Annotated in this window: 12 protein-coding genes; 9 read left to right on the top strand and 3 right to left on the bottom strand. The window is 68.9% G+C overall.

Annotated features, from left to right (window positions below; translation table 11 throughout):
- Positions 1 to 24: 24 nt before the first annotated feature.
- Positions 25 to 681 (top strand): TetR/AcrR family transcriptional regulator, encoded by a 657-nt coding sequence (locus ACJ6WD_RS14575; protein WP_233656133.1) that lies wholly within the window; start codon positions 25 to 27, stop codon positions 679 to 681.
- A gap of 137 nt (positions 682 to 818) precedes the next feature.
- Here ACJ6WD_RS14575 and ACJ6WD_RS14570 read toward each other — a convergent pair whose 3' ends face one another.
- A complete protein-coding gene (locus ACJ6WD_RS14570; RefSeq protein WP_407615911.1) occupies positions 819 to 1,091 on the bottom strand; it encodes a hypothetical protein in 273 nt (90 codons plus the stop codon).
- A 1,280-nt stretch (positions 1,092 to 2,371) separates the two neighbouring features.
- On the opposite strand from ACJ6WD_RS14570, the gene ACJ6WD_RS14565 reads away from it, so the two are divergent.
- Positions 2,372 to 3,331 (top strand): phage tail sheath family protein, encoded by a 960-nt coding sequence (locus ACJ6WD_RS14565; protein ID WP_407615910.1) that lies wholly within the window; start codon positions 2,372 to 2,374, stop codon positions 3,329 to 3,331.
- Positions 3,332 to 3,685: 354 nt separating this feature from the next.
- Positions 3,686 to 4,633: an NAD(P)-dependent oxidoreductase gene (locus ACJ6WD_RS14560; protein WP_407615909.1), complete on the top strand. Its 948-nt coding sequence runs from the start codon at positions 3,686 to 3,688 to the stop codon at positions 4,631 to 4,633.
- A gap of 395 nt (positions 4,634 to 5,028) precedes the next feature.
- Here ACJ6WD_RS14560 and ACJ6WD_RS14555 read toward each other — a convergent pair whose 3' ends face one another.
- Positions 5,029 to 5,706, bottom strand: a complete 678-nt coding sequence (locus ACJ6WD_RS14555; RefSeq protein ID WP_407615908.1) for a response regulator — start codon at positions 5,704 to 5,706, stop codon at positions 5,029 to 5,031.
- Positions 5,681 to 6,835: a sensor histidine kinase gene (locus ACJ6WD_RS14550; RefSeq protein WP_407615907.1), complete on the bottom strand. Its 1,155-nt coding sequence runs from the start codon at positions 6,833 to 6,835 to the stop codon at positions 5,681 to 5,683. Before ACJ6WD_RS14550 ends, ACJ6WD_RS14555 begins: the two co-directional genes overlap by 26 nt.
- Positions 6,836 to 7,279: 444 nt before the next feature.
- Between ACJ6WD_RS14550 and ACJ6WD_RS14545 the strand changes: the two genes are divergently transcribed.
- The 6 genes from ACJ6WD_RS14545 (at position 7,280) to ACJ6WD_RS14520 (ending at position 14,135) form a co-directional block, all read left to right on the top strand.
- Positions 7,280 to 7,747, top strand: coding sequence for an ATP-binding protein (locus ACJ6WD_RS14545; protein WP_233656267.1), 468 nt, complete (start codon positions 7,280 to 7,282; stop codon positions 7,745 to 7,747).
- 522 nt (positions 7,748 to 8,269) lie between these two features.
- Entirely contained in the window at positions 8,270 to 9,799 is a 1,530-nt protein-coding gene (locus tag ACJ6WD_RS14540; protein ID WP_376441370.1) for an alanine/glycine:cation symporter family protein, read from the top strand.
- Positions 9,800 to 9,889: 90 nt separating this feature from the next.
- A complete protein-coding gene (locus ACJ6WD_RS14535) occupies positions 9,890 to 10,666 on the top strand; it encodes a response regulator transcription factor (RefSeq protein ID WP_331246108.1) in 777 nt (258 codons plus the stop codon).
- Positions 10,596 to 11,612, top strand: a complete 1,017-nt coding sequence (locus tag ACJ6WD_RS14530) for a C40 family peptidase (RefSeq protein ID WP_407615906.1) — start codon at positions 10,596 to 10,598, stop codon at positions 11,610 to 11,612. The genes ACJ6WD_RS14535 and ACJ6WD_RS14530 overlap by 71 nt, the downstream gene beginning before the upstream one ends.
- Before the next feature lie 234 nt (positions 11,613 to 11,846).
- Complete coding sequence (locus ACJ6WD_RS14525) at positions 11,847 to 13,424, top strand: molybdopterin-dependent oxidoreductase (RefSeq protein WP_407615905.1); 1,578 nt, start codon at positions 11,847 to 11,849, stop codon at positions 13,422 to 13,424.
- Between the two features lie 51 nt (positions 13,425 to 13,475).
- Positions 13,476 to 14,135 (top strand): fasciclin domain-containing protein, encoded by a 660-nt coding sequence (locus tag ACJ6WD_RS14520; protein ID WP_407615904.1) that lies wholly within the window; start codon positions 13,476 to 13,478, stop codon positions 14,133 to 14,135.
- The last annotated feature ends 27 nt before the right edge of the window (positions 14,136 to 14,162 follow it).

Raw genomic sequence — 14,162 nt, 5'->3', positions numbered from 1 at the left:
AGCCCTGTGTGGAACGCTGATGCCGTGACGACACCACCACCCGGGCTGCGGGAGCGGAAGAAGCAGGCCACACGCGAGGCGCTACGCGAGGCGGCCCTGCGCCTGGCCGTGGAGCGCGGACCGGACCAGGTACGGGTCGAGGACATCGCCGAGGCGGCCGGAGTCTCGCCGCGCACCTACAACAACTACTTCGCCAGCCGCGAGCAGGCGATCGTCGCCGCTGTCACCGCGGACCGGGAGGCGCGGATCGCGGCAGCGGTCGCAGCCCGGCCCGCAGGAGTGCGCCTGGTCGACGCCGTCACCGAAGCAGTGGTCGAGCAGTACACGAACACCGGCGAGCGCGAACGCGAGGCGCTGCTGCTGATCACCACCCGGACCTCGCTGCGCGACGCATTCCTCGACGCCACCGCCGACATCGAGCCCCCTCTCGCGGCGGTGATCGCCGAACGCCTGGGTGACACCGGAGCGCACACGGCCCGCGTTCTCGCGGCAAGCGTGGCCGCGGCCGTTCGCATCGCGTTGGAAGACTGGCTCCGGCCGACGGGGAACGCAGAGGCCGCCGGGAGTTTCGGCGCCGGAGGACTGGTCGTGCCCTCCGGCTCGCTACCCGACCAGCTCCGCGCTGCACTGGCCCCGCTCGCGCCCGCGCTCGACGCCGCAGAGCGACACACCCAACCGTGAAGTCGACCCGGCTGGGGCATCCGCCGACCGAACAACAGCTCCGCAACACGCCGATGAAGCCGACCGTCATCATCATCGCCAGCCGGGTCCCACAGCGCTGTGCGGCGGTTTCGCCAAGAGGTGGCTATCCGAAGGGATTACCGCGGTATGCCGACCCGACGGGTGCGGATCGCCTTTCCGTGCTCGGCCTCGGGAAGCGTCGCACGCACTGCGTAGGTCAGGTCGAAGCGGCCGTCATCGGCATGCTCGCCCTCTCTGCCGAAGCAGTCGCGAAACTCCTTGCTGACGGTCCTGTCGTCCACCTTCAAGCCGTAGTCCCCTGCTAGCGAGTCCACCAAGTTGCGGACCATATGCTCGACCTGGTCCTTGGTCTTGACCGGCAGCGGATCGTTCTTCCCACCGTCGTTCATGCATCCTCCTGATGCGAGCAGAGCTATCAGTGCACAGCCGAGCGTCCCTGTGCGACGGGTCCGCCTGGGGTTCCGCAGAATCATGAGTGGACATCGCCTTCCGAAGGATCACGGCCAGCGATGATGCGCCCCTGATTGCGCAGGCTCTCGCTGTACTCGTGACCGTCGGCGGCGCGCCGGAGCCTGGACGCCGCGCTCTCGACCGCCACGATGGGGTTGACGACTGGCCTCAGCGCAGCGGGCTCGGCTGGAAATCTGGAAAGCGCCAACGGTTGACATCGACTCCGCCTCCGCCACCCGAGCGGTCGCGTTCCACGTGGCTGGCCTCAGGCCGCTGGACCATCACGCCACTTGGTTCCCACGACCGGGCCCCGAACACGGATTGCTCCCGGCCATGAACATGAACCGGCGGCCTGGCCAGACCCGGACAACGCGCGGCGTCAGGTGCCATCTGTCATGTCCGCTCCGTCCGACACTCGTTGTGGACACAGTGGATCGGGAACCCGCCCTGGCTGGTGTCGGACGAGCTGTGGGCCGGGCCGTCAGTCGTTCCTGACGGCAGAGGCGAGCCAACCCCCGCAGCAACACACAGATCCGCGATCCCTTCGCGAGGTCGCAAACCCCTTGTGGGTCCGGCAAGTTGGCAGAGAAAAGCTGAGGCGTTTGGCGGTGGCGCGATCCCAAGGAGACTTCGATCGTCTTCGTGGCGGCCGACACAGCGGTGTCGATGACCCCGGCCAGGCACCTTCCCCCCTCGGAGTGGCTACGGACTCCCGGGCAACTTCCAAGCGACCAGCCTGGCTCCCTTGCCTCCCCTCCCCTCCCCTCCCCTCCCTTGCTCTGCTCAGCTCGAACGCCGGTCTGGGCACGGCGGGGCCCTCAACTGGGGAGTCGAGGGCCGTCGATAACCACACAGTTGGACCAGTCGTCAGGGTTTGCGGCTCATACGAGGGAAAGTTCCAGCGAGTGGCACCTGGGCGGTCTCGGTGTCTCCTACGCTGCCCGATCGTTGGTGATTTCCAATCGAAAGGGCGGTAATGCGCGACGTGATTGAGGTCGGCGGGACGTCTGAGCGGCCTCCCGGGGTCGCGGTGGACCAGGCACCTTCGGGGGCCCGGTTCGTCGGTAGCGCTCCGACGTCCGTCGCCGTGTTCCTCGCCGAAACCTCGGGCGGCGGCGGGCGGCCCCCCACGCAGCTCGCCTCGTGGAAGGGGTTCGAGGCCGCGGCGAGGCTTGCGGACGGTGCCTCGGACGCGGAACAGACAACACGGCGGATCCTGGTGTCGAAGACCCTCTGGGCCGCGGTCCACGGTTGGTTCGCCAACGGGGGTGGCGAGTGCTACCTGGCGCCTGTCGTCGGCCCCGGCGGTCTCGCCGACACGCTCAAGCAGTTGGAGTCCCTCGACGAGGTCGCCATCGTGCTCGCTCCGGACCTGTGGAGCGGGACGACGGACCAGGGGGCCAGTCAGGAGGCGGCCGGCCTGATCGCGGACCACTGCCGGAAGATGGCCGACCGGGTCGCGGTCCTGCACCTTCCCAACGAGGCCCCGCCGGGTAACGTCGCAGCCACCCTGGGAGTCGAAAGCACCGAGGCACGTCGATACGCGACCGCCTACTACCCCTGGATCAACGTCCAGGACCCCGGCGACCCGAACGCCGCCCCGCTGACGGTGCCTGCGACCGGACACGCGGCGGGTGTGTGGGCGCGCGTGGACCAGGATCGAGGCGTCCACAAGGCCCCGGCCAACGAGGGCCTCCGAGGCGTGCTCGGCCTGACGCATGAACTCAGCGACACCGAGCACAGGGCCCTCAACGACCAGGGCGTGAACGCGATCCGGAACTTTCCCGGCTCGGGCCCGCTCATCTGGGGTGCCCGCACCCTCGCTGCCGCGGACGAGACCGCGGTCGAGAACAGCTACCTCAATGTGCGGCGGTCGGTGAACTCCCTCAGGCGGTCCATTCGCCGCAGCACGACCTGGGCGGCCTTCGAGCCCAACGACGAACGCCTTCAGACGTCGGTGAGGGCCATGGTCACCAGTTTCCTCACCGGGCTGTGGCGGCGAGGGGTTCTGGTCGGGCGGTCTGTCGAGGAGGCGTTCTACGTGGTCTGCGACGAGACCAACAACCCACCGGAGAGAGGCTCCCAGGGCAAGCTGCTCGTGCAGATCGGCGTCGCCCTCGTCCGCCCAGCGGAGTTCATCACCTTCCAGGTCGACCAGATCACCGAACGGAGCTCCTGAGACGCCCCACGGGCCAGATTCCCGGGACGCACGCCAAGTCCCGTGCGGTTCGCGGCCATGGTGCAGCAGGTCGGCTCGCAGACCCTGCGCGGCCCGCCCCTCGATGTCGGTGACCCGTGCGGGGTGTCCTGGGCGTCGCCGCCAGGTGGTCGCTGTGCCGTCCGAGTACCGCCAGGCCATCCGGTTCGGCGGGTTTCGATGCCGGTCGCTCCAGGCAGGACGGAATGGGTAGGAAACCGGATGCTGTGGCCGTCATAGGCCGGCACAGGGCCGGTCGTATGTCACAGGCCGTCCGCTTGAGCTGCGGGGCCGGGGCTGCTTGGGCCGGTCTTCTTCCAGGAACGAGGTAGAGAAATGCCGTACGTCGCCCAGGATCGACCGCGCATCGGCTGGATCGGCACCGGCCGCATGGGATTCCAACTCGCCGCCCGGCTGCTGGACGCGGGGCACGACGTAGCCGTCTACAACAGGACCCGCGCCAAGGCCGAGCCCCTGGTGGAACGGGGAGCCACGGTCGTCGACCAGCCGGTCGGTTTGGCGGACCGGGACGTCGTCTTCAGCATGGTCTCCGCCTCGCCCGACCTGGAGGCCGTCATCACGGGGCCGGGCGGTGTGCTGACCTCGCCCGATGTCGCACCAGGGGTGCTGGTGGACAGTTCCACGGTGTCCACGCAGACGTCCGCGCTGATGCGGAAAGAAGCCGCCAGGCGCAGGGCCGACTTCCTGGCCGCCCCGGTGAGTGGGAACCCGAAGGTGATCGCCGCGGGCAAGCTGACCGTTGCGGTCTCCGGCTCGCGCGAGGCGTTCGACCAGGTCGAGCCGTTGCTCGCCCTGCTGGGGCGCGGAGTGGCCTATGTCGGCGAGGGCGAAGTCGCCCGGCTCGTCAAGATCGCGCACAACGTCTTCCTCGGCGTCGTCACCCAGTCGCTCGCCGAGATCACCGTTCTCGCGGAGAAGGGCGGTGTCAGCCGTTCCGCCTTCCTGGAATTCCTCAACGAATCCGTGCTGGGTTCGCTCTACACCCGCTACAAGTCGCCCGCGTTGGTCAACCTGGACTTCACGCCGACGTTCACCATGCCGCTGTTGCGCAAGGACTTCGACCTGGGGCTTTCTGCCGCCCGCGAGCTGGAGGTCCCGATGCCGCTCGCCGCCGCCACCGCTCAGCTGATCGCGGGTGCCATCGGCGCGGGGCACGTCGAGGAGGACTTCGCCGCCCTGATCCTCGAACAGGCCAGGAACTCCGGCATCACCTTGGAGGCCCAGGGCATCCCCGTGGACGACGGCCTGTCACCGCACGCCTGACCGGCCCTGACCCGGCCGGATCGGAGGGGACGACGAGCGGCTTCGACGAGAACGCGCGGACCGGACGGCGACACGCTCGTACAACGGCGACGTTCCCGCTGCCTCGACCTCACCGAAGCGTCGGTACGTCTGAGCGGGTCTGCGGGCTCTGCCCACGGGTGCAGCGATTCGTGCGCTCGGCTTTGGCATCCCCACGATCCTCCTGAGGTCGTGAACCGCCGAGGCGGCTCCTCCTGCGGCCGGGCCGCCGGCGGCCGTGGCCGCGACCCGCCTGGACTCGCGCCCGCAACCGTCAACCGCATAGGCAGAGGTCGGTGGTTCGGATGGGGCGACAACCTGCCGTAGAGGACCTTGCCCGGTTGTTTCGGACGCGGCACGGTTTCGGGGAGGGCCAGTCAGGTGGAGCTGCCGCGGTCGGACCCGGGTGAGGCGGCGTCAACGTTGCGGATCAGGAGCGCGGCTTGGACGCGATTGTCGAGTTGAAGCTTGGCGAGCACGCGGCTGACGTGCATTTTGACCGTGGCTTCACTGGTGGACAGGGCGCGGGCGATGTCCGCGTTGGACATGCCCTGTCCCACGAGGTGCAGGACCTGCCGTTCGCGTGCGGTGAGTGAGTCCAGTCGTGCCCGTTCGTGGGCGGTCAGAGTCTGGTGCTGTCGAAGGAGCGTGTCGATGACGTGCCGGGTAACGGCGGGCGAGAGCGTGCTGTGGCCTTCGGCGACGTCGTGTACTGCGCGGATGATCTCCAGTGGCGGGGTGTCCTTGAGGAGGAAGCCGGCCGCTCCGGCGCGTAGTGCCTCGGTCACGTATTCGTCGAGTTGGAAGGTCGTGAGGATCACGACGGCCGGCGGCCGGGCCATGGCGCGTAGGGCACGGGTGGCGGTGATGCCGTCCACGTTCGGCATCCGAATGTCCACGAGGGCGATGTCGCAGGTGTGGGCGTGGGCCTGTTCGGTCGCCGCCTGGCCATCGGCGGCCTCGGCGACGACTTGGATGTCGGGGTCGCCCTCCAAGATGGTCCGCAGTCCATGGCGTACGAGCGGCTCGTCATCGACGATCATCACTTTGATCACGAGACGGCTCCTGAGGGTGGGCGTTGCGTCCTGGGTCAGGTGGGCAGGCGCGGTGGGGGATGGTGGCGTGGACGCGGAACGCGCCGTCGGCCTGTGTGGTGGTCTCGAAGGTGCCGCCCAGTACGCGGAGCCGCTCTGCCAGTCCCACCAGGCCGAATCCGGCTGAGGGCAGCCCGTCGCCGGGGCTCGCGGTGGGCGGACCGTTGGCGATCACGATCTGCACGGCGTCGTGGTGGTCGCGCACGTCGGCTGTCACGGTGGCGCCGGGCGCGTGTTTGAGCGCGTTGGTGAGTGCCTCCTGGACCACGCGGTAGATGGCCACCTGGGTGGCCGAGGGCAGTGTGTCCACTGCGCCGTGCAGCCGCAGGGTGATGTCCATACCGAGATGACGGCAGTCGGCGACGAGCGCGTCGAGGTCGGCGGCGGTCGGGGTCGGTTGCAGGGGAGCTGTTGCCGCGCTCTCGTTGCCGGTGAGGACGCCGAGGATGTCACGTAGTTCGGTCAGCGCCTGGGTGCCCGCGCGGCGGATGCGTTCCGCCTCCTGGCGAACCCAGTCGGCGCCGCCGTCGGCACGCATCTGCAGGGCTCCGGCGATCAGGACGACGTGGCTGACGCGGTGGGCGACCACGTCATGCAGTTCTCTTGCGATGCGGGTGCGCTCCTCCCCCCGCGCACGCTCCTCAAGGAGGGCTTCGTGGCGCTCGTGGGTCACTGCCTGCTGTCGCATGGTGGCGATGAGTTGATGCCGGGTGGCCACGTACAGGCCCATCAGCAGGGGCGTCGCCACGAAGGGCACCCCGTGGATGAGGTCCAGGCCGGTGCCACCCAGCTCGGAGGCGGCCGTCTGCGCGGCCAGGGCGACCAGTCCCAGCGTCAGGAGACGCAGCCACGACCGGTACATGCCACCGACGGTGTAGAGCATGACCACGACCGCGCCGGGGGCGTAACAGAGCACGTGCGAGGCGAGGGCCACGCCCGTCACCGACCGCGGGAAGCGGTGCCGCCACAGTACGAGCGCCCCTGTCGATCCCGCCGCGACAGCCGCCCAGTGGGGCTTGCCAGTCAACAGTCCGCTCGCCGGGAGTACCAGGGAATCCCCGATGCCGTACGCCACTGCGGCCAATGCCACGGCAGAGTCCACGGCGGACGGGCGCCACCGACGTCGCCGCGTTGCACCACTCGGAAATCGGAACGAAGCCACGAGAGTAAAGAAAAACCACCAAAACGTACCCATACATGGTAGCTCCGCGGTGTTTCAGCGTTTCTTCTCCCGACTGGGAGCCCCATCGGGCCTTCGCTGCGCTCATGGGCATGGCGGACAGCAGACTTTCGTCGGTCAGGGGCCCTGACGAAAGGCTGTCGCATTACCCCCTCCGTACGTGGTGCTGTTGCTTAACAGGTCCATAAGGTCCGCCCCGGCGGCGCAGCAGCGGAAGATCGCTCGACCCGGCGCGGTGCCGTCATCGACGGCGCGGGCGCGACGTGTCACCTGACGTTCGACCGGCCACCTCGGTGGACCTGGAGAAGGAGACCGGGGCCCTTGAAGGACCCGGCAGGAAGGGCTGTGATTGCCATGCTGCCCGTCATCGTCGCGACGCAGCACGACCGCACCGTCACCTGGTCGCGACACTCCCTCGGAGTCCGGCCCGCACGGTCCGCCCGCCATCTCGTCCGGCAGTGGCTGACCCGTCACGCGTGCGCTGAACACGTCATCCAGGCAGCCGAACTCGTCGTCGCCGAGTTGGTCGCCAACGCCGTCCAGCACGGCGGCTGCCCCACCGCACTGAGTCTGGACATCGACCACCCCACCCCCCGTACCGAAGGAGTGCTGCTCATTTGCGTGCATGACCGAGGCCCGGAGGAGCCTCAATGCACCGTGGTGAAAACCCAGTCGGCACCCGGGCTCCACGAGTACGGTCGTGGACTGGCGATCGTCGCCGCGTTGAGCCGAGCCTGGGGAGTGGTCCGACACCAAGACCGGCACAAGCACGTGTGGTGCGAACTGCCCGTCCCGCAGGGCCATGTCAGCGCCCCCGCCTGATCTGCCCCTGCCGCACAGGACGACGCCCCATCCCCCGGAATGCGCAGTCGACACATACCCGGAGTCGGTGTATCGGACCGTCATCGTGCCGGCGAAAGCGACTTTTACGTCCGTGTGAACGGGCAACTGCTTATCTGTGCACGAAACGGTGGTGATCGCCGAGGGAATCACCGCCGGCCGAGCCCCGCCCTTCGCCATCAAGGATGTGCCCGGCACACGGCACACGAGTCATGCAGCGAGCTCTCCGCGACCGCACCGCACTTGCTTGAGAGTGCGCCGCATCGTGCCGGCGCGGTGCTGTACCGGCGGCCCTGAGCGGCCCGTTGAAGACGAGGAGACGGCCTGGATGCCAGATCAGCAGTGGTCAGCCGGACACACGCCCAAGCTCCCCCACCACCACGTTGACGTCTTACGCGCTCCGGGCACACCCGCCGCGTCCGCCCCCCACGCAGCGCGCAGCCCCTCCCCTCGGATCCGTCGCGCCGCCGTGGCGTCCAAGACTCCCAGTCAGCGAGGTTGTTGATGTCCTTTCTCGATTCGCTCACCTCGGGCGTCGACAGCGCCGTCAACGGCGTTGTCGAGCCCCTGTCCACCGGCCTGTCCGAGATCGTCTTCGCGGAAGTCAACCTCTTCGGGGTTTCCTTTCCCTGGATCGTCGCCTGGCTCGTCGTCGCGGGCGCGGTCTTCACCGTCTGGTTCAAGGGCGTGCAGATACGGCGGGCCCGCCTGGCCGTCGACCTGGTACGCGGCAAGCACAGCAGGAACGACGCCCCGGGTGAGGTCACCCACTTCCAGGCACTGACCGCCGCCGTCTCCGGCACGGTCGGACTGGGCAACATCGCCGGCGTCGCCGTCGCGGTGACCATCGGTGGCCCCGGCGCAACCTTCTGGATGATCCTGTGCGGCCTACTGGGGATGGCCACGAAGTTCGTGGAGTGCACACTCGGCGTCAAGTACCGCGAGTGCCACGCGGACGGCACCGTCTCCGGCGGCCCGATGCACTACCTGCGCAAGGGCCTTGCCGAGCGTGGCATGGCGGGCCTGGGCAAGGTGTTGGCCGTTCTGGCCTCCGTGGCCCTGCTCTTCTTCGGCTTGTTCGGCGGCAACCTTTTCCAGGCCAACCAGAGCTTCGCTCAGCTGAGGTCGGTGACTGGTGGCGATGACGGCCTGTTGGGCTCCTCGACGGGTGCTCTGGCGTTCGGCCTGGTCTTGGCGGGGCTGACCGGGCTCGTGCTGTTCGGTGGCATCCGCTCGATCGCGAAGGTCACCAGCCGCCTCGTGCCCGTCATGGCCGGGATCTACCTCGCGGCCTGCACCGTCGTCATCCTGGTCAACGTCCAGGCCCTGCCCAGTGCCGTGGGCACCATCATCCACGGGGCGTTCGCCGCCGAAGGCGTGGCCGGCGGCGTCATCGGCGCGCTGATCATCGGGTTCCAACGGGCCGCATTCTCCAACGAGGCAGGTCTCGGTTCCGCGCCCATCGCCCACTCGGCCGTCAAAACCCGCCACCCCGTCACCGAAGGTCTGGTCGCCCTCCTGGAGCCGTTCATCGACACCGTCGTGGTGTGCACCATGACCGCGTTGACCATCGTCATCGCCTCCACCCCCAGTTGGAACCAAGCCCGCGCGACGGCAGCCGAGACCGGAACGGCTCCCGAAGGCGTGACCATCACCTCGGACGCCTTCGCCACCGTACTGCCGTGGTTTCCGTACCTCTTGGCCGTCGCGGTACTCCTGTTCGCCTTCTCCACGATCATCACGTGGGGCTATTACGGCCTCAAGGCGTGGACGTTCCTCGTCGGCCGCAGCCGCACCACCGAGACCCTCTACAAACTGCTGTTCATCGTGTTCGTCGCCGTCGGTCCCGTGCTCTCCCTCAGTGCCTTGATCAGCATGGCCGACGCGGTGCTCTTCCTCTTGGCGGTCATCAACATCACCGGCCTCTACCTGCTGGCCCCCGTCGTGAAGAAGGAACTCAACTCCTTCCTCGTCCTGATCCGCACCGGCACAGCGCACCGCCCCGCGGAGCCCTCCCCGGCCTCCGACATCTGACCCGGGAAGGTAGCGAGGTCCCACGCGACCACGCGATTCCGCCCCCGCACGAGCCACCCGGAGCGGGGCACCGCGGGCGCAAGGAAAACCATGAGAATTCTGTTCGCTCACAACGACAGCGTCTCGGCTCAAGCCGTCGCCAGCGAACTGCGTCGAAGTGCCATGGCCGTCGACTTCGCTCACCGCAGCGACGAGGCCGAACGGCTGAGCATCTGCAACGACTACGACGTCGTCATCATCGATCAGGACCTGCCGACGATCGGGGGCTACGAGTTGTGTCGCAGCGTCGCCGGACGACAAGTACCGCCGCAGATAATGCTGTTGACTGCCAACCAGGTGGAGGACAGGGTCCAAGGACTGCGCGCAGGCGCCGACGACTGCCTGTCCAAGCCGTTCGCCTCCATCGAACTCGTCGCCCGCATACGAGCGCTCAGCCGACGCCGCCGAACCGCGGCCCCCCTGATCCTGCGCCACGAAGGAATCACCCTGGACCAGGCACGCCGTGAGGTTCGCATCCACGAGCGACTGGTCACCCTGACTCCCAAGGAGTTCGCCGTGCTCCGACTCCTCATGGAAGCCAAGGGCCGGCCCATACCCCACGAGGACCTGCTGGCCGATATCTGGGACACCCACATGAACTCACGCACCAACACCGTCCGCACCACCGTCAGCAGGCTGCGCCACAAGCTCGGCTGCCCCGAAGTCATCTGCGTGGACAACGGCAAGGGATACCGCCTGGGCCAAGGCATGGCTCCAACCTCCGACACACCCCGCGTCCAGGACCGACATAGCCGCGGTGAGCCCGTGCCGCCCCGTGCCGCACCAGAGGCGCCCGCCCCGGCCGAGCGACCACGGCCTCAGCCGTGAGAACCGGACACGAGGAAAGGCCCTCGCACGTACTCCTCGTCGAGCGAGAAACGGCATTCAACAGTCCACCAGGCATCACGCCTGGGCTGACACACCCCGCCGCTTCCCACCGGACAGCGTTGACCACCCCGATCTTGAGGATGTCTGGACGGACGTCAACCGCGATTCTTCACAGTGGCCAACGCTCCGGCCCCTGCCTCCGCCAACCTCAGCGGCCGGCGCTCCCCAGGGCAGTTCCAGCGCACACACGGCGGTGGCCTCGAAGGTCCGGTGGAAAGCCCCGTCAGGGAAGGCGACCCCGCCCTGGCTGGGTCGCCCTGATGACGCTGCTGGCAGGTACCGTCGCCATCGTCGCGATCCTCGGGGCGACCGGCCGGATCCCGTACTGGGACGCGTTGCCGGACATCCGAAGCCCCGCCGTCAAGGCAGGCAGTCCGGGCGCACCTACCGCGGGCACGCTCACGCTGTTCCTCGTCGCCAGCCTGCTTGTGCTCCTCAGCGTCACCGGCCTGCTCGTCAACTCCAGCGGGCAGGCACGCGTTCTCACCAGGTGGGGCCGCTATCGGGGCACCGTGCGGCGTACCGGGCTGCTCTGGGTCAACCCGCTGCTGCGCTGGCCCAGGTCGGCAAACCACATGTCTGGGGAGGCAACGGGCCGAACAGCTTCGACTGCTCCGGGCTGGTGCAGCAGGCGTACCGGCGGGCCGGCATCCAGTTGCCGCGCGTGGCCGCCGACCAGTACGCCGCCACAACCCGGATCACCTCGGGTCAACTGCGCCGCGATGACCTGATCTTGTGGTCCAACAGCGGTCGGGCGTCAGGCATCAACCACGTCGCGATCTATCTGGGTGGCGGCACGTACGTCGAGACCCCGAAGCCGGGCGCGCACGTCCGGACGGCCCCGCTGCGCAGCGGCTACCGCCCCACGCACTTCGGCCGCCCGTAGTCACTGCTGAGGCTCGTTGCGCCGTCGACGGCCTGCCCGGTGGTGCTGTCCCGTGGTGCTGTCCCGTGGCAGTGGAGGAGGCGGGGCTGACTCGGCAGGGGCGTCCGCAGCGGCAGACGCTGCGGTTGCCGGCAGCCGCACGGTTCGAAGAGGGCGTTCCGCCACCTCTCGCCCGGGCGGAAGACTTCTCGGCATTCGACCAATCCGCGCGCCCGACGGTTCCGAATCCCGGGCATGAGTACGCGACGGAAGGTCCTCTCGCACGCGGCCCTTGGCGCCTTGAGCGGCCTGGTGGCCGGGTACGCGGCGCTTGCCGTCGCGGAGTTGGCCTCGGTCGCGGTACGTCCCGGAGCCGGCCCGGTCACCGCGGTGGGCGGTGCGGCCGTCGACCGGACACCCGCGGGCGTCAAGGACTGGGCGATCCGGAACTTCGGCACCAACGACAAACTCATCCTGCAACTCGGCATCGTGAGCGTGCTCGCGCTCTTCGCGATGGCGTTGGGGATGCTGGCGCCGCGGTCGCGGAAAGCGGCCTCGGCCGGCGTTCTCGTCTTCGGCGTCGTGGGCGCCCTGGCCGCAACGGGACGCCCCGATTCGACTGGAGTGACCGATGCGGTCCCCTCCGTCGTCGGAGCACTTGTGGCGGCGGTGGTGCTGTATCTGCTGGCGGGGCGGCTGACCGTGTCAGGCCGACCACGGTCCTCCCCGCCGTCGGCCTCCGGTGTGGATCGCAGGGGCTTCGTCGTCGGCGCGTTCGGGGTGGCTGCTGCGTCCACCGGCATGGGCTTCCTCGGGCTGCGGCTGAATGCGGTCGGCGCCAGTCAGGCGGCGGCGTCCCGGGCCACGGTCAAACTCCCGGCGCCCGCCTCTCCGGCCCCCGAACTGCCGCGTGGGGTGGACCTCAAGCTGCCGGGGCTGAGCCCTTTCACCACCGCCAACCGCGACTTCTACCGCGTGGACACCGCGCTGACCGTTCCCCGCGTGGATGTCCGCAGTTGGAAGCTGCGCCTGCACGGCATGGGCGTCAGCCGGCCGCTGACCCTCAGCTTCCAGGATCTCCTGGCCAGGCCGCTGCTCGAACGCGACATCACCCTGACGTGCGTGTCCAACGAGGTCGGCGGCCCCTATGTCGGGACCGCCCGTTGGCTCGGCGTCCGGCTCGCCGACCTGCTGCACGAGGCCGGTGTGCGCCCGCCGTCCCGGGGCGGCCCGGCCGACCAGCTCGTCGCGCGCTCCGTCGACGGCATGACGATCGGCACCCCGGTCGAGACGGTCCTGGACGGACGGGACGCCCTGCTGGCGGTGGGGATGAACGGCGAGCCGCTGCCCTTCGAGCACGGCTTCCCCGTCCGGATGCTCGTCCCCGGCCTGTTCGGCTACGTCTCGGCCTGCAAGTGGATCCAGGACATCGAGCTCACGACGTTCGGCGCGTACGACGCGTACTGGGTCAAGCGTGACTGGGCGGCCGAGGCGCCGATCAAGACCGAGTCCCGCATCGACACCCCCAAACCGTTCGCGCCCCTCAAGGCCGGATCGGTGGCCGTGGCGGGCGTGGCCTGGGCCCCACACAAAGGCATCGACCGCGTCGAGATCCGCGTCGACGGCGGTGACTGGCGCCAGGCCGAACTGGCCGCCGAGGGCCCGGTGGACACCTGGCGGCAGTGGTGGTGGCAGTGGGACGCGAAGCCCGGCACCCACACCCTCGAAGTACGCGCCACCGACCGCACCGGCTACACCCAGACCGACGCACGGGCCCGCCCCACCCCGGACGGCGCCTCCGGCTGGCACTCGGTGGTGGTCACCGTGACCTGACCACCGCCCACACCCAACAGACCGACCTCACAACGACATTGGGAGAACCCTGTGAACACCCTGCGTATCCGCCGTACCGTCCTCGCCGTGACCGCCGCCGCCGTGCTGCCGGTCGCACTGGCCGCCTGCTCCGGCGACAACGGCGCCGGGAGCAAGGACAAGGCGTCCGACACGTCCTCTGCCGCGGCCAAGCCGACCAAGGGCAGCGACACCGGCGGCGACATGAACACCATGGCCAAGCCCTTCGGCCCGGCCTGCTCGGCCGTCCCGAAGGACGGCAAGGGCAGCTTCGACGGCATGGCCAAGGACCCGGTCGCCACCGCCGCCTCCCACAACCCGGCCCTGTCCACCCTGGTCACCGCCGTCACGAAGGCCGGCCTGGTCGACACCCTCAACAGCGCCAAGAACATCACCGTCTTCGCACCGACCAACGACGCCTTCAACAAGATCCCCAAGGCCCAGCTGGACAAGGTCCTGGCTGACAAGGCGATGCTGACCAAGGTCCTCACCGGCCACGTCGTCGGCGAGAAGCTCGCCCCGGCCAAGCTCGCTGACGGCTCGTACGAGACGCTGGCGAAGAACAAGCTCACCACGTCCGGCTCCGGCGCGAACTACACGGTCGACGGCTCCGCCAAGGTCGTCTGCGGCAACGTGCAGACCGCCAACGCCACCGTCTACATCATCGACACCGTCCTGCTGCCCAAGAGCTGACCGGAGCCTGAGCACGGGTGCCCTGGT

Source organism: Streptomyces sp. VTCC 41912 (assembly GCF_045799175.1).
Classification (GTDB): domain Bacteria; phylum Actinomycetota; class Actinomycetes; order Streptomycetales; family Streptomycetaceae; genus Streptomyces; species Streptomyces albulus_C.
The sequence above is the reverse complement of the archived record's forward strand: the minus strand, read 5'-3'. Positions and strand labels throughout refer to the sequence as shown.

Bases quoted from the DNA above. Each gene is read 5' to 3' on its own strand.
- ACJ6WD_RS14570 (WP_407615911.1), bottom strand. From the start codon at position 1,091: ATGAACGACGGTGGGAAGAACGATCCGCTGCCGGTCAAGACCAAGGAC.
- ACJ6WD_RS14560 (WP_407615909.1), top strand. From the start codon at position 3,686: ATGCCGTACGTCGCCCAGGATCGACCGCGCATCGGCTGGATCGGCACC.
- ACJ6WD_RS14545 (WP_233656267.1), top strand. From the start codon at position 7,280: ATGCTGCCCGTCATCGTCGCGACGCAGCACGACCGCACCGTCACCTGG.
- ACJ6WD_RS14540 (WP_376441370.1), top strand. From the start codon at position 8,270: ATGTCCTTTCTCGATTCGCTCACCTCGGGCGTCGACAGCGCCGTCAAC.
- ACJ6WD_RS14535 (WP_331246108.1), top strand. From the start codon at position 9,890: ATGAGAATTCTGTTCGCTCACAACGACAGCGTCTCGGCTCAAGCCGTC.
- ACJ6WD_RS14525 (WP_407615905.1), top strand. From the start codon at position 11,847: ATGAGTACGCGACGGAAGGTCCTCTCGCACGCGGCCCTTGGCGCCTTG.